The organism is Streptomyces sp. GQ60 (assembly GCF_059758875.1).
The window spans coordinates 229,982-243,966 of sequence record NZ_JCAXEG010000007.1 but is presented as its reverse complement, the minus strand read 5'-3'; the positions used below and the strand labels follow the sequence as shown (position 1 = coordinate 243,966).

Below are 13,985 nucleotides of genomic sequence, written 5' to 3'. Positions count from 1 at the left end.
CCCATGAGTTATCCACAGCGTCATCCACACCTGAGGAAAAGACAGAAGATCTGTGGATAACTCTGTGGAGAGTTGACGCCGGTGTGATCAGGTGAGTACGGAAAGTTCAGCCGTCCGGATCGCGATCAGGGCTGTGGCCAGCAGGAACACCGCCACACAGGTGCCCCACTGGACGAATTTGCGATTCCGCGCGCCCATGTCCTTTGTGGGCCACAGGAAGCCCGAGGCGACCAGCACACCGGTGACGAGGCCACCGATGTGGGCCTGCCAGGACACGTTCAGCCCCGGTACGAAGGTCAGTACCAGCATGAACACCGCCATGGTGATCAGCGGACGCATTTCGTACCGCATCCGGCGGAACAGCACCACGGTGGCACCGAGCAGGCCGAAGACGGCTCCGGAGGCACCGAGGGTCGCGACGTTCGGCTCGGTGAGCAGGTAGACCACGGCGCTGCCGCCCAGGGCCGACAGCAGGTATACGGCGAGGTAGCGGGCCCGGCCCAGGGCCTGCTCCAGGGGTCCGCCGATGAACCACAGGGCGAGCATGTTGCCGAGGACGTGCCACAGCGCGGTGTGCAGGAACGTCGAGGTCAGCAGCCGGTAGTACTCGCCCGTGGAGACGCCTTCGAGCGGCCAGCCCACCTGCTCCCGGTAACGTCCGAGCAGTTCCACCTGGATCACCAGGCCGGGAAAGATCTGGGCCGCGAGGAACACGGCCACGTTGATCCCGATCAGGATCTTGGTGACCAGGTACGGATCGGCGGCGACCACCCCGCCCGCGATCGTCCGCGGAGCGTTGGAGGCGGGCCCGTGGCCCGTTCCCGAGCCTCCTCGGACGCATTCGGGGCACTGGAAGCCGACCGAGGCGCTGACCATGCACTCGGGGCAGATCGGCCGCTCACAGCGCGTACAGCTGATCCCGGTCTCGCGGTCCGGGTGCCGGTAGCAGCCCGGAAGACGGTCGGTGTCCATCGGTCCCCTCGGTCGGCGGCGAGGCGGCGGGTCCGCCGCGCCCGTCCGGTACGTATCGAGGACGGACGGGCGGGGCCGAAAGGTTCCCCTGCGGTCAGCGCTTCTCGATGACCACGGAGTGGATGATCACGTCGTCGAGGGGGCGCTCGGTGCGTGAGTTCGTGGGACCTGCCGCGATGGTGTCGACGATCTTCTGGCTGTCCTTGTTGCTGATCTCGCCGAAGATGGTGTGCTTGCGCGTCAGCCAGGCGGTGGGGGCGACGGTGATGAAGAACTGCGAGCCGTTGGTGCCCGGGCCGGCGTTCGCCATCGCGAGCAGGTAGGGCTTGGTGAAGGCCAGATCGGGGTGGAACTCGTCGGCGAACTGGTAGCCGGGGCCGCCGGTGCCGTTGCCCAGCGGGTCGCCGCCCTGGATCATGAACCCACTGATGACGCGGTGGAAGACGGTGCCGTCGTAGAGCGGGTCCGTGGTCTTCTGGCCGTCCGAGGGACGCGTCCACTCGCGCTCGCCGGTGGCGAGTTCGACGAAGTTCCGCACGGTCTTCGGAGCGAAGTTCGGCAGAAGCTCGATCTCGATGTCGCCGTGGTTGGTCTTCAGGGTGGCGTAGAGCTTCTCGGCCACGGATCTGCCTTCCCTCGTCATCACTGTCGGTTTCAGATCCTCGCACGGAGGGCTGCACAGGGCGGAAATCGTCCACCCGTATGCCCTGTCGCGCATGCCGGGCGGCGCTATGGGAGGCATGATCCGACAAAGGGTGGAAAGGTGAACTGTGTCCGCCACCGAGGAGGAGGATCCTGTGACCCGCAAGGAAAGCGTGCGCCTGGCAGCATCAAGTGCCAGGGATACGGCGCGGCACGCAGCGGAAGTGGTGGCGCCGTACGCGGAATCCGCCAAGCACGCTGCGGTCCATTACGCCCACGAAGCGAACGAACGGCTCGCACCGAAGGTGTCGCACGCGGCCGGCGAGGCTGCCAAGCAAGCCCGCTCGACGTACTGCTGCCACGTCCAGCCCCGGATCAAGTCGGTGCGCGCCCATGTGCCGCCGAATGTGGACCGGGCGGCGTCCAATGCCGTGAAGCAGACCCGCCTGGCGGCCCAGCACGCGGTGGAGTACACGCAGCCGCGGCTGGAGAGCGCCCTCGCGGCGGCCCAGCCGATGGCCGAGGAGGCCGCGTCCCGGTCGACGGCGGCGCTGGCGGCGCTGCGCGGCCAGGTTTCCGCCAAGGAGGTGCAGAAGCTCGTACGGCGCCACGAGCGGCGGGCGCGCTGCGGCCGGTGGTTCAAGGGCGCAGCGGTGGCCGGTGTCCTGGCCGCCGGGGCCTACGCCGCGTGGAGGTGGTGGGACCAGCAGTCGAACCCGGACTGGCTCGTGGAGCCGCCGGCCGCCACCGAGCTGTCCGCGCGTGAGGAGGCCCAGGGCCCCTTCGACGAGGAGCTGGCGGCGAAGGAGCGCGAGACCGGGACGTCGGATTTCGTGTCCGGCCTGGAAGCTGAGGCCGAGGCCGCGCAGGAGCGGATCGACGCGGAGGACGCGAAGCGCAAGCACCGCTGACGAACGGCAAGCACCGCTGACGAACGGCGCTCACGAAAAGAGTCATGAGAGTGGGGCCCGGATCCCTTCCAGGATCCGGGCCCCACTCTCATGCGCGTTCCCCCACTAGCTGGGGAGGGTGAGCTTCATCCCCGGGTGGATCATGTCGGGGTTCGAGCCGATGACGCCCCTGTTCATGGCGTAGAGCTCGCGCCAGCGGCCCTCGTTGCCGAGCTCGCGGCGGGCGATCGCGGAGAGCGAGTCGCCCGAGCGGACGGTGTACGTGCGCTGCGGCTTGGGTGCGGGCTTCGACGTCGCCGCGGGCATCGGCGCCGCCGGCACCGCCTTGTGCGCGGCGGAAGCCGGCGTGGGCGTGTGCGGGGCGGGCCGTGCGACGGGGGGCGCCGTCGGCGCCGGCGCGGCCTTGGGCGCCGCCGCCGCCATCCGCTCGGCGGCCGCCTTGGTCGCCGCCGCCGGGTCGGCGTACTTGGTCCCGGTGTCGGCGGGCATCGCGGACGGGGGCGGCGGAGCCGCCGCGCCCTGCTGCTGCACCTGCTCAGCCGCCTTCTCGGCGGCCTTCTCGGCTTGTTCCTTCTTCTTGTCGGACCTCATGAAGTCGAACAGTCCCATGTGCGTACGCCTCCGGCATGGTGGTGCCCCCCTGGGCTTGAGTGACCTGTTCCCACTCTCTGCCAGAAGGCGTCGGACGGCCCCGCGACTGAGCCATCCGGTCGATACGGGCCGCTCCTGGCGGGCCCGGCGGGCTGTCGGGGCCGCTACTGGCGGGCCCGGCGGGCCGGCCTCGGGCTCTCCGACGGGGTCTCCAGGTCGCCCTTGACCAGGAGGTTGAGTACGCGCAGCACGGCCTCGCGGTCCGCGTCCGAGAGGGAGGCGAGGGCGTCCGCGTGCACCTGGTCGACGATGCGGCTGCTCTCCTGCGCCAGGGCGGCGCCCTGCTCGGTGACGACGATGACGCGGGCCCGGCGGTCCGTGCGGGACTGCCGCCGCTCGGCCAGCCCGGCCTTCTCCAGGGCATCGACGGTGACGACCATCGTCGTCTTGTCCATGCCCCCGATCTCGGCGAGCTGGATCTGGGTCCGCTCTTCCCCCAGCGCGTGCACGAGCACGCAGTGCATCCGTGCCGTGAGCCCGATCCGGTCGAGTGCCGCCGCCATCCGGGTGCGCAGGACGTGGCTGGTGTGGTCCAGGAGGAAGGAGAGGTCCGGCTCGTTCTGGGCGGGGGCCATGGCTGTCATGCCCACCAGTCTAGCAATTCAGTCCCCAATAGATCGTCTGCAACGGAACTATCTGATACGGTCTTACCACGTCAGCCCGCCGCTCACCGACTGGGGACACCGATGTCTGCCACCTCCGCTCCCGCCGCCCCTCCCACCACTCCCACCGGGTCGGCCGCGCCCGATTCCGCCGCGGCCGCCGCTCCCCGCGGGCTGCGCTCCCGGTGGACCGCCCTCGGGGTGCTGTCCACCGGAGTCCTGATGACCGTCCTCGACGGCAGCATCGTCACCGTCGCGATGCCGGCCATCCAGAACGACCTCGGCTTCACCCCCGCCGGACTCAGCTGGGTCGTGAACGCCTACCTGATCGCCTTCGGCAGCCTGCTGCTCCTCGCCGGCCGGCTCGGCGACCTCATCGGCCGCAAGCGGATGTTCCTGGCCGGGACCGCCGTCTTCACCGGAGCCTCCCTGCTCGCCGGATTCGCCGGCTCGCCCGAAGTACTGATCGCCGCCCGGTTCCTGCAGGGACTCGGCAGCGCCATGGCCGCGGCCGTCAGCCTGGGCATCCTGATCACGCTGTTCACCGAACCGCGCGAGCGGGCCAAGGCCATCGCCGTCTTCTCCTTCACCGGTGCGGCCGGAGCCTCCCTGGGACAGGTGCTCGGCGGGGTCCTGACCGATGCCCTCGACTGGCACTGGATCTTCTTCATCAACCTGCCCATCGGGCTCGCCGCCCTCGCGCTGGCCCTGCCCGCCCTCCCCGCCGATCGAGGAGTGGGCCTGCGCGCCGGAGCCGACGTCATCGGCGCCCTCCTGGTCACGGCCGGCCTGATGCTCGGGATCTTCACGGTCGTCGAGGTGGAGCGCTACGGCTGGCTCTCCGCGCACACCCTCGGCCTCGGCGCGCTCTCGATCGCCCTGCTCGCCGGCTTCACCGCACGCCAGGCCAAGACCCGCACCCCGCTGGTACCGCTGCGGATCTTCCGCTCCCGGACCGTGGTCGGCGCGAACCTCGTCCAGATGCTGATGGTGGCCGCGCTCTTCTCCTTCCAGGTCCTGGTCGCCCTGTACCTCCAGAACGTGCTCGGCTACGGGGCCGCCGAGACCGGCCTGGCGATGCTCCCGGCGGCCGTGGTCATCGGCGGGGTCTCCCTCTTCGCCTCGGCCCCGCTCAACGCCCGCTTCGGCGAACGGAGCATCCTCCTGGCCGGACTCGCCCTCCTCGTCGTCGCCCTCGGCCTGCTGACCCGGCTCCCGGTCCGCGCCGACTACGTCACCGACCTGCTCCCCGTGATGCTGCTGGCCGCCGGCTTCGGCCTGGCCCTGCCCGCCCTCACCGCGCTCGGCATGTCCGGCGCCGACGCGCAGGACGCCGGCCTCGCCTCGGGGCTGTTCAACACCACCCAGCAGATCGGCATGGCCCTCGGTGTCGCCGTCCTCTCCACCCTGGCGGCCGCCCGTACCGACTCCCTGCTCTCCACCGGCCTCGACCGCGCCGAAGCCCTGACGTCCGGCTACCACCTGGCCTTCGGCATCGGGGCCGGGCTGATGCTGACGGCGCTCGTGGTGGCCGCGACCCTGCTGCGGACCGGCCGGCGCCGGTGACTCCCGCCCGATGTTTCACGTGAAACATCGGGACAGGACGAGGTCGGGCTGACCGACGGGACTGTGGATACGGCTGTGGGCCGCTCCGTACACCGGAGCGGCCCACAGCCGTATCACCAGCCGTTTCGTCGGCCGCTTCACCACAAGCCCGGGTCGGGGCCCTACTTCACGAAGAGGCCGTTGAGCGAGCCGTAGTCGACCGCGCCGTCGAGCGCCCCGTACGTCCCCTGCTCCAGCACCTCCACCGCCGCGGCGCGGGCCGCCGTGTACGCCGCCTGGGCCACGCCGGTCCCGACACTGACCCGGCGCACCCCGGCCTTCGCCAGCTCGGCGACGGACGGACCGCCCGGCCCGGCCATGACGTTGACCGGCAGCGGGCCCCGCGCGATCTCGCTCAGGACGTCCAGGTCCAGCAGCCCCGGCACGAAGATCCCGTCGGCCCCGGCGGCGGCGTACGCCTCCACCCGCGCCAGTACGTCCGCGAGGCGGCCGGACTCCTCGCCGATCCCGAACAGGAAGACATCGGTACGGGCGTTGATCACCAGCTCGGGCAGCCCGGCCGCGGTGGCCGCCGCACGGGCGGCGCGGATCCGTTCGGCCTGCTCCGAGGCGGTGTGGAGCGTACCGTCGGCCGGCTTCGAGTCCTCCAGGTTGATCCCGACGGCGCCCACCGCCACCACCTCGCGCACGGTGGCCGCGACGTCCTCGTAGCCGCCCTCGATGTCCACGGTCACCGGGACGTCCACGGCCGCCACGATCCGCGCGGCCGCCGCCAGCATCTCCGGCCCCGTCGCGTGCTGCCCGTCCCCGCGCCCGATCGACCAGGCCACACCGCCGCTGGTGGTGGCGATGGCCGGCGCCCCGGCCGACTCGATCACCGCCGCGCTGCCCGCGTCCCAGGCATTGGGGAGAACGAGCAGAGACTCGCCCAACGCGCGCAGCCGCAGCGCCTTCTCGGTGGTCTTCGCTTCCACGGTCATGCGAACGCTCCTCAGCCAGACGGTTTTTAAGTGCTCGTCACATCGATCCCACGGTAGAGGAATCCTCCCGGAGAGTGCGCTGGTCACCCGGCTTTTCGCTGTTACGCGGCCATGACAGGAAGCCCACGTTCCGATCGATCGAGATCCGTAGATTTCACATCAGCAGCCCCGCAGACTGACCGGACGAAACCCCGACAGCGACACCGCGGCATGCGACTCTCCGCCCCCTCCCAGACCATGTTCCAAGGAGTCGTTATGCGTACCGCCCTCCGCACCTCGATCGTCACCGCCGCCCTCGCCGGAGCGCTCCTCGCGCCCACCGCGCAGGCCGCGACGGCCGTGACGCCGGTGTCGACGGTGTCGGCGGTGTCGGCGGTGTCGGCGGTGTCGGCAGTATCAGCGAACCCCTCGGGCAACGACCGCTACGACGGTGAGATCGTCCCGCTGGGTAAGGGCCGGATCGCGGTGCTGCGCACGAGTCCGAGGGCCCCGAGGTCTGGATCCGCGCCGTCTCCCCCGACTGGAAGCCGGGCGACGGCTGGGCCGGCCGCGTCCTGGCGAAGCTCGACGTCACCCACCCCGTCGCCGTGCTCGACGACGTCCAGTACAAGCTCACGAACAACGGCGGGGGATTCGACATCCGCGTGCTGAGCGAGGGTGCCTCGACCTTCCAGCTGATGCCCAAGGCCCGGCCGGCCGCCAAGCCCTCCACCAAGCCCGCCAACGCCGCGAAGCCGCAGACCGTCGTCGTCCCCAAGGGCCCGGTCGCTGCGGGCGCCGAGCTCGACGAGCCCGCCGACAACACGAACACCGCCACCGCGGCCGCCGGCGCCGCCCTCGTCGCGATGTTCGCCGGCCTGGGCACCGCCCTGCTGGTCCGCGCCCGTGACGACCTCGTCACCGACTGACCGGCGCCGGACGGCGGCGGCCGCCCGGGCGCCGGTCCGGGCGCATGCCCTCACACGCCGCCGTCCGCCCCGTCGAGGAACAGGGCGCTGAGGACGTCCAGAATCCATTCCCCGCTGGTGACCGTGGCCCCGTCCCGGGTCACCGGATGTACGAGCATGCCCGTGGCCGCCAGTACCGCCAGGGCCGCCTCCTGCGCCCCGAGGGCCGGAGCCAGCCGTGCGTACAGCCGGTGCAGCCTGGCCGCGTCCCGCGCGATGATCTTCCCCTCGAAGTGCCAGTCGGGAGCGTCTTCCCGCACCTGCTCGAGGAGCCCGAGCTCTACGGGAACCCTGAGCGGGTCCCAGGCATCCGCGTGCGCATGGAGCCAGGCCACGACGGCTGCCAGACCGTCGTGGCCGGTGGCGGTCACCCCGGCCGTGACCACGGGCGCCGTGGCGGGGAGCGGCAACGCCTCCCCGATCCGCGCAAGGCTGGTGTCGACGGGGTTGAGACCGAGGACGCCGTAGAAGAGCGCACGGGTCATCGCCGCCGGCCCGTTCCCCGCGATGGCGCTGAACGGCTTGAGTTCCCATCGGGGATCGGAGACCGCCCGTTGACCGTCGTCCTCGAACCGGTTGACCGCGTAGGTGCTCATGTGTGCTCGGGGAGTCAGGGGGTTCTTCTGCGCTCCCTCCGCCGCGGCACGCGTCGCACGCCAGACCAGGTTGTAGATCTCACCGAGGGACCGGTGTTCGGCGACCTTGTAGGCGGTGTCGCCGAGACGGGCACCGTGGTTCTCCGGAACCGGAGGCAGGTTCAGCTCCTCGAGCCGGTTGGTGAAGTAGCGGAGCGCCTCCTCCGCGATGAGCTCTCGCGCGCACTCCAGCAGCTCGTCGTGCTGCGCCGCGCTCATGAGGGCCGGAGTCAGGGCGCTGGCGAGCTCGGCGTCGAGCTCCTCGGCCGCCCTTCCCGGGCTCGTGCCGAAGGGGACGTAGTACCGCGCCCTCAGCGGGTAGAACTCGCCGGTGAGTTCGGGCTCGGCAACGGCGTCCAGATCTCCTCCGGCCTCCCGCAGCGCGTGCTCGAAACCCTCCGGGGACCAGACGAACGCCTCGGCAGGGCTCGTGGGATGAATCTTCAGCAGCCCGGCCCCGAGCAGCGATCCCAGTAACTCGGAAGCCGCACCCATGTCCGGGTACAGCGGCTCGGGCCACTCCGCGATATCGGCGATCGGCGAGGTCGAGGAGGCGTACCTCAGCAGTGCCAGGGTGGCGACCATGTCCTTGACCGGGGCGGGGAGCGGTCGCGTGCGCTCGGCGGGAAAGGCGGTCTCGTAGCGCCGCGCGACGACCTCCCTCTGGGCTTCGGCCCACGCGGCGCCGGTGTCGTGGAGGACCTCCTGTTGCCGCGTCGTGGCTCTGCCGGCCTCCCTCTTCTCCTTGCGAGCCGGATCGAGGACCACGCGCACCGCGGAGAGCAGCCACTCCGTGCACTCCACACAGGCGGAATCCCCGCCGGCGCACACCTGCTGGAAGGCGGTCCGCGACGTGAGGCTCAGCGGCCCCGCGCAGTCGGGACACGTCCGCCCCGGGACCACGGCGCGCACACCGGCCGCCGCGACGGCGTAGATCTGGTGCCCCCACCCGTCGGTGTCGATGTCCCTGGCCTTCTCGCACCACACGGGTGTACCGAACTCCGGGGAGAAGCCCGCCAAGGCCCAATAGCGTTCACCGATGACGACGAGGTCGGGGTCGGCCCCGGGGTTCGGGACGATGCCCGGAACGAGCTTGCCAAGATCTTCAAGAACCGACCGCAGGTCGGGAAGGTCGTTCACGCCGCCACTGTAGGGCGGGGCCGCCACGGCGCGGGGTGGAATGGACTGTTCTGCCCACCAAGGCCCCGGGCGGGCCCCGGGCGGGCCCCGGGCGGGCCCCGTCTCCCCCGCCGTGCCCCACTGCGTCCCGCCAGGACGGCAAAAGACCCCCTTGCTCTACGTTTCCGCAGATCAAGGGGGTCTTACGAGTGTGGAGCCTAGGAGATTCGAACTCCTGACATCTGCCTTGCAAAGGCAGCGCTCTACCAACTGAGCTAAGGCCCCGTACGCGGGCACGGCAGTCCTTCGGAGAGGGGGTGACCGTTCCGAAGGACAGAGTACCGGGTGTACCCCCTCATCCCGCAAAATGATAGGGACTCCCGCCCCGCGACCACTCTCCGTAAGATGCTCGCGAGGTTCGCACCAGCGAAGGGGAGTAGTAAGAGTGGACGCAGTACAGCAAGAGGCGACCGCCAGAGCCAGGGAACTCCAGCGGAGTTGGTACGGGGAGCCCTTGGGCGCGCTCTTCCGCCGGCTCATAGATGACCTCGGTTTGAACCAGGCCCGCCTCGCTGCCGTCCTCGGGCTGTCGGCGCCGATGCTGTCCCAGCTGATGAGCGGTCAGCGGGCCAAGATCGGCAACCCCGCGGTGGTCCAGCGGGTCCAGGCTCTCCAGGACCTCGCCGGCCAGGTGGCCGACGGGAGCGTCAGCGCGGGAGAGGCGACCGACCGCATGGACGAGATCAAGAAGACCCAGGGAGGTTCCGTCCTCAGCAACAGCACCAGCCAGGCCGCCACCGGTTCCGGCGCACCCACCGTCAAGCGCGTCGTACGCGAGATCCAGTCGCTGCTGCGCTCGGTCTCCGCGGCCGGCGACATCATCGACGCGGCGGACACCCTCGCCCCGACCCACCCGGAACTGGCAGAGTTCCTCCGGGTGTACGGAGCGGGCCGCACCTCCGACGCCGTCGCGCACTACGAATCGCACCAGAACTGACACGCGACGCACGCGACGGACAGAGCTGACGACGGGGGACGGGCGCAGCAATGGGTGAGATCTTCGCCGGCCGGTACGAACTGATCGACCCGATCGGGCGTGGCGGCGCCGGCGCCGTATGGCGTGCCTGGGACCACCGGCGCCGCCGGTACGTCGCAGCGAAAGTCCTCCTGCAGAGCGATGCCCACACCCTGCTGCGGTTCGTCCGCGAGCAGGCGCTGCGGATCGATCACCCGCACGTGCTGGCCCCGGCCAGTTGGGCGGCGGACGACGACAAGGTCCTCTTCACCATGGACCTCGTCGCCGGAGGTTCGCTCGCCCATGTGATCGGGGACTACGGGGCCCTGCCGCCCCGGTTCGTGTGCACGCTGCTCGACCAGCTCCTGTCGGGGCTGGCGGCGGTGCATGCGGAGGGTGTCGTCCACCGCGACATCAAACCGGCCAACATCCTCATGGAGGCCACTGGAACCGGGCGGCCGCACCTGCGGCTGTCCGACTTCGGCATCGCCATGCGCAAGGGCGAGCCCCGGCTGACCGAGACCGCCTACGTGGTCGGCACGCCGGGCTATCTCGCGCCCGAACAACTCCTCGGCTCCGAACCCGACTTCACCGCCGACCTGTTCGCCGTCGGACTGGTCGGCCTCTACCTCCTCAAGGGCGCCAAGCCCGACTCCCAGGCCCTCGCGGAGCAGTTCTTCACCCACGGCACCCCCGGCGCCCCGGAGGGCGTTCCCGCGCCGCTGTGGGACGTCCTGGCCGCGCTGCTGCAGCCGGACCCCCGGAGCAGGTTCCAGACGGCCACCGGGGCGCGCAGGGCCCTCGCCGAGGCCGTGGAGCTGCTGCCGCCGCCCGGCCCGGACGGAGATCCGCTCGGAGTGGTCGAGGTATTCGACCAACTGGGCCCGGTTCCCGCCGGTTTCACACCCCAAGAGCCCCGGGGGCCCCAGGAACCCCGACCGCCCCGGCCGGCCACGAACGCGGATACCGACGCGCGGCAAACCGGGCACCGGGCCGCACACGAAGCCCGGTACCAAGCCCAGTACCAAGCTCCGTACGAGACCCCGCCCACGGCCCCCCACGCGGCCCCGGCCGTCACCGTGCCCGCGACACCCGACGACGCCCGGACCCCCGCCACCACTCCCCTCGGTGTCTTCGGGCCCTCCGAGACGGGCAGCTTCCACCTCCCGCCGCCCCTCCTCGCCGCCACCCCGGCGCCGGATGCGCCGCAAACGCCTCAGCCGACGCCGACGGCCCCCTACGCGCATCCGTACCAACAGCCCGCGCACGCGCCCGCCGGACCCCGCACGAGCACGCTCGCGCCGCCGCCCCCGAAGGTCACCGCCGGGATCCTGCTCGCCGCCGTGCTGTGCTTCGCCGTCGGGATCTGGGCACTGACCCAGCTCTAGTGCCTGTCCTAGGCGGCCCGCCGCCGGGACAGCAGGATCCAGCCGCCCAGGACGAGCAGCAGCACCGTCCCCGTGCCGAAGCCGGCACCCGCGACCACCCGCATCACCGACCGGTTCGCGGCGGCGGCATCGGCCTCCACCGCCGTGGTGCCCTCCTTGGCGGCGGTGCGGTCCCCGGCCCCCACCCCGAACCCGCCCGCCGCGAGGTCCTCCGCGTACGCCGGAGCCTTGCCCGGCGCTCCGATGATCTGCGTGCGCAGGGTCAGCGGGACGGGCACCGCTTCCTTGGTGAACTCCCCGACCTTCCCGGCCATGGTCACCGCGACGTAGTACCAGCCGGCCACCCGGACCGACCCGACCTTCCGGTCGGAGGCGAAGCGGTTCGCGTAGGCCACCGGCGGGGTCCGCGGCAGCGTGAGCCCCGCCTGCTTACCGTCGTACGAGGCGTCCTCGCCGTCGATCAGCGACCGGTACGGGCTGTACAGCGAGACGGAGAGGCCGGGCGAGGCGTATCCGGAGTCCTTCGTCAGCTGGCCGGCGGAGAGTTCGGCCGCGAGGCCCAACTGCTGTCCCCAGTCGAGCGGCACCCGGTAGTAGAGGGTCTGGCCGGGGCGCACTTCGTCGCTCCAGACGCCGCTGTCCAGGGCCCGCGCGTCGTTGAAGCCGGTCCCGCCGGTGCGCGGCGCCGCATCGCTGCCGGGCAGGGTCGGGGAGGCGGAGGGCCAGACGCTGGGAGCGGCGGCGGGCGCGTTGCTGCCGCCGAGCTCCGGCTCGCGCTGGACCCGCAGCTCCAGGGGCCAGGCCGCCTGGTCCCCGTCCTTGGCCGTCTCGCGCGTGACCTTGACGTAGTAGGTGCCGCCGCCCTGACAGGCGGCGTCCTCCTGCCTGACCCGGGCGCCCACGGCGCTGACGGGGACGGGGTCGTAGCCGAAGCCCGCCCGTCCGGGGCTGCCCATGCAGGAGCGGTTCTCGATGGTGAGGACGTCCACTTCCAGGACGTCGCCGTAGCCCACCTTGGCGCCGCCCGGGGGCTGGAGCACGCCGGAGACGTACACGGTCGAGCGGTCGTCGAGGTTGAGCCGGTAGTACCGCTCCCCCGGAGCCATCGAATCCTTGTAGACCGAGCCGGCCTTCAGCTCCGGGGCGCCGGCCGTGGACGGCTTCCCCTCGACCGCCTGGGCCCCGTCGGCGCCCCGGTAGGCGGGGACCGGCTGCGGGGTCCCCGCCGCGACCGCGGCCCCCGGCAGCGCCGCGAGCAGCCCGAGGGCGGCCAGCGCCGCCGCCGTGGTCGTCCGTACCCGACGTACCCCACCCATCACACGCACCCACCCCGAGTTTGCCAACGCAAGCAACTTCTTTGCATATTGCAACATTTCGTCACAGAGCAGCACAAAGCCCCGACCGCAGCGGCAGTCGGGGCTCTGGGATCAACCTCGGGTCTCACACACCGGAACCAGAAGGCACGGAGTCAGTTGCCTCCGTCCACAGGTCCTGCTCTGCGCGGTCCGCCTGGATCTGGCGGTACACGAGGAGCCCGCCGATGGCGGCCAGTGCGACCAGGAGCAGCTTCTTCACCGCGCGACCTCGTCTTTCGTTGACGTAGGGGACTTCTGGCGCCCAACAATACACACCGACCGATACCGATCGGTGATCTGCCGACCCATCAACTGATCCACCAACTGGCCCAACGGCGAAGACCCCCAGGCCATGGGCCTGGGGGTCTTCGACACTGTGGGGCTAACAGGATTTGAACCTGTGGCCTCATCCTTATCAGGGATGCGCTCTAACCAACTGAGCTATAGCCCCATCCGCGCTGCGCGCTGACTTCTGAAGGTTAGCGCACAGACCCGGTGACTCCAAAATCGATGGCGGCGGCCCGTCTGCGCAGGTCATCCGCCCCGTCTTCGGAGGCCTACTCGTCCTCGGCGAGCGTCAGCTCCACACCGCCGACGAAGCCCGCCGACAGGTTGTAGATGAACGCGCCCAGGGTCGCCAGCGCCGTCATGAGCACCACGTCGATGACCGAGATCACCGTCGTGAACATCAGGACGCGCGGCAGCGACAGGAAGGTCTGGAGGTCGAAGCCGTTGCTCTCGTTCGAGCCGGTCGCCTCACTGATCGTGCCGCCGACGCTGGAGAAGATGCCCATGGCGTCCATGACCATCCACAGCACCACCGACGCGACGATCGTGCACACGCCCAGCGCGATCGACAGCAGGAAGCTGACCTTCATCACCGACCACGGGTCGGCCTTGGCCACCCGGAGCCGCGCCTTGCGCGTCCTGGGCGCCATACGGGCGCCCGTGCGCGGCTTGCGCTGCGCACCGGGATCACCCGCCCCGCGCGGCGCCCCGGGGCCCGGGGGCACCGAGTACGCCTGCGGCGGGTGGTACGGCGGCTGAGGGCCGGCCCCCGCCTGAGTCTGATGCGCCTGAGGTGCCTGAGGCGGCTGCGGTCCTCGGGTGTCCGTCACGGTTCCCCCCTGGGAGTCCGCGGCGGGGCCACGGGCACCGTTCGCTCCAGTGTTGGCCGGTCCGGCGCCCGTGGCTCCGCTCAC

14 protein-coding genes and 2 tRNA genes are annotated in these 13,985 nt (G+C 71.0%); 5 read left to right on the top strand and 11 right to left on the bottom strand.

Features of this window, described 5'->3' with window-relative positions; translation table 11 throughout:
* Positions 1–87: 87 nt before the first annotated feature.
* Both AC6CKD_RS19900 and AC6CKD_RS19895 read right to left on the bottom strand, forming a co-directional pair.
* Positions 88–972 (bottom strand): rhomboid family intramembrane serine protease, encoded by an 885-nt coding sequence (locus tag AC6CKD_RS19900; RefSeq protein WP_498328775.1) that lies wholly within the window; start codon positions 970–972, stop codon positions 88–90.
* A 94-nt stretch (positions 973–1,066) separates the two neighbouring features.
* Positions 1,067–1,594: a peptidylprolyl isomerase gene (locus AC6CKD_RS19895; protein WP_498328774.1), complete on the bottom strand. Its 528-nt coding sequence runs from the start codon at positions 1,592–1,594 to the stop codon at positions 1,067–1,069.
* A gap of 175 nt (positions 1,595–1,769) precedes the next feature.
* On the opposite strand from AC6CKD_RS19895, the gene AC6CKD_RS19890 reads away from it, so the two are divergent.
* Positions 1,770–2,525, top strand: coding sequence for a DUF5324 family protein (locus tag AC6CKD_RS19890; protein ID WP_498328773.1), 756 nt, complete (start codon positions 1,770–1,772; stop codon positions 2,523–2,525).
* Positions 2,526–2,630: 105 nt separating this feature from the next.
* On the opposite strand, the gene AC6CKD_RS19885 is transcribed toward AC6CKD_RS19890, so the two are convergent.
* A complete protein-coding gene (locus AC6CKD_RS19885; protein WP_498328772.1) occupies positions 2,631–3,134 on the bottom strand; it encodes a LysM peptidoglycan-binding domain-containing protein in 504 nt (167 codons plus the stop codon).
* 146 nt (positions 3,135–3,280) lie between these two features.
* Complete coding sequence (locus AC6CKD_RS19880) at positions 3,281–3,760, bottom strand: MarR family winged helix-turn-helix transcriptional regulator (protein ID WP_498328771.1); 480 nt, start codon at positions 3,758–3,760, stop codon at positions 3,281–3,283.
* Positions 3,761–3,862: 102 nt separating this feature from the next.
* On the opposite strand from AC6CKD_RS19880, the gene AC6CKD_RS19875 reads away from it, so the two are divergent.
* Positions 3,863–5,344: an MFS transporter gene (locus AC6CKD_RS19875; RefSeq protein WP_498328770.1), complete on the top strand. Its 1,482-nt coding sequence runs from the start codon at positions 3,863–3,865 to the stop codon at positions 5,342–5,344.
* Positions 5,345–5,505: 161 nt separating this feature from the next.
* On the opposite strand, the gene AC6CKD_RS19870 is transcribed toward AC6CKD_RS19875, so the two are convergent.
* Positions 5,506–6,324, bottom strand: a complete 819-nt coding sequence (locus AC6CKD_RS19870; RefSeq protein ID WP_498328769.1) for an isocitrate lyase/PEP mutase family protein — start codon at positions 6,322–6,324, stop codon at positions 5,506–5,508.
* Positions 6,325–6,911: 587 nt separating this feature from the next.
* Here AC6CKD_RS19870 and AC6CKD_RS19865 point away from each other — a divergent pair.
* The gene (locus tag AC6CKD_RS19865; protein ID WP_498328768.1) at positions 6,912–7,232 is read left to right on the top strand and encodes a hypothetical protein; all 321 of its coding nucleotides are present in this window, start codon (positions 6,912–6,914) and stop codon (positions 7,230–7,232) included.
* Positions 7,233–7,282: 50 nt separating this feature from the next.
* Here the strand turns inward: AC6CKD_RS19865 and AC6CKD_RS19860 are convergent, their stop codons facing one another.
* Together AC6CKD_RS19860 and AC6CKD_RS19855 are read right to left on the bottom strand one after the other, a co-directional pair.
* Complete coding sequence (locus AC6CKD_RS19860; protein WP_498328767.1) at positions 7,283–9,046, bottom strand: hypothetical protein; 1,764 nt, start codon at positions 9,044–9,046, stop codon at positions 7,283–7,285.
* Between the two features lie 191 nt (positions 9,047–9,237).
* Positions 9,238–9,310: transfer RNA gene (locus AC6CKD_RS19855), tRNA-Ala, on the bottom strand.
* Positions 9,311–9,470: 160 nt separating this feature from the next.
* On the opposite strand from AC6CKD_RS19855, the gene AC6CKD_RS19850 reads away from it, so the two are divergent.
* Both AC6CKD_RS19850 and AC6CKD_RS19845 read left to right on the top strand, forming a co-directional pair.
* Complete coding sequence (locus AC6CKD_RS19850) at positions 9,471–10,022, top strand: helix-turn-helix domain-containing protein (RefSeq protein ID WP_478685196.1); 552 nt, start codon at positions 9,471–9,473, stop codon at positions 10,020–10,022.
* A 50-nt stretch (positions 10,023–10,072) separates the two neighbouring features.
* Positions 10,073–11,428 carry a serine/threonine-protein kinase gene (locus tag AC6CKD_RS19845; protein ID WP_498328766.1) on the top strand — a complete coding sequence of 452 codons (1,356 nt, stop codon included), beginning with the start codon at positions 10,073–10,075 and terminating at the stop codon, positions 11,426–11,428.
* A gap of 8 nt (positions 11,429–11,436) precedes the next feature.
* Here AC6CKD_RS19845 and AC6CKD_RS19840 read toward each other — a convergent pair whose 3' ends face one another.
* The 4 genes from AC6CKD_RS19840 to AC6CKD_RS19825 form a co-directional block, all read right to left on the bottom strand.
* The gene (locus AC6CKD_RS19840) at positions 11,437–12,744 is read right to left on the bottom strand and encodes a hypothetical protein (RefSeq protein ID WP_498328765.1); all 1,308 of its coding nucleotides are present in this window, start codon (positions 12,742–12,744) and stop codon (positions 11,437–11,439) included.
* A 124-nt stretch (positions 12,745–12,868) separates the two neighbouring features.
* Entirely contained in the window at positions 12,869–13,003 is a 135-nt protein-coding gene (locus AC6CKD_RS19835) for a DLW-39 family protein (protein ID WP_208809277.1), read from the bottom strand.
* Between the two features lie 157 nt (positions 13,004–13,160).
* Positions 13,161–13,234: transfer RNA gene (locus tag AC6CKD_RS19830), tRNA-Ile, on the bottom strand.
* Between the two features lie 106 nt (positions 13,235–13,340).
* Complete coding sequence (locus tag AC6CKD_RS19825; RefSeq protein WP_498328764.1) at positions 13,341–13,985, bottom strand: DUF3566 domain-containing protein; 645 nt, start codon at positions 13,983–13,985, stop codon at positions 13,341–13,343.

Coding starts and splice junctions, on each gene's coding strand:
- AC6CKD_RS19900 (WP_498328775.1), bottom strand. CDS start 972: ATGGACACCGACCGTCTTCCGGGCTGCTACCGGCACCCGGACCGCGAG.
- AC6CKD_RS19885 (WP_498328772.1), bottom strand. CDS start 3,134: ATGGGACTGTTCGACTTCATGAGGTCCGACAAGAAGAAGGAACAAGCC.
- AC6CKD_RS19880 (WP_498328771.1), bottom strand. CDS start 3,760: ATGACAGCCATGGCCCCCGCCCAGAACGAGCCGGACCTCTCCTTCCTC.
- AC6CKD_RS19875 (WP_498328770.1), top strand. CDS start 3,863: ATGTCTGCCACCTCCGCTCCCGCCGCCCCTCCCACCACTCCCACCGGG.
- AC6CKD_RS19870 (WP_498328769.1), bottom strand. CDS start 6,324: ATGACCGTGGAAGCGAAGACCACCGAGAAGGCGCTGCGGCTGCGCGCG.
- AC6CKD_RS19845 (WP_498328766.1), top strand. CDS start 10,073: ATGGGTGAGATCTTCGCCGGCCGGTACGAACTGATCGACCCGATCGGG.
- AC6CKD_RS19840 (WP_498328765.1), bottom strand. CDS start 12,744: ATGGGTGGGGTACGTCGGGTACGGACGACCACGGCGGCGGCGCTGGCC.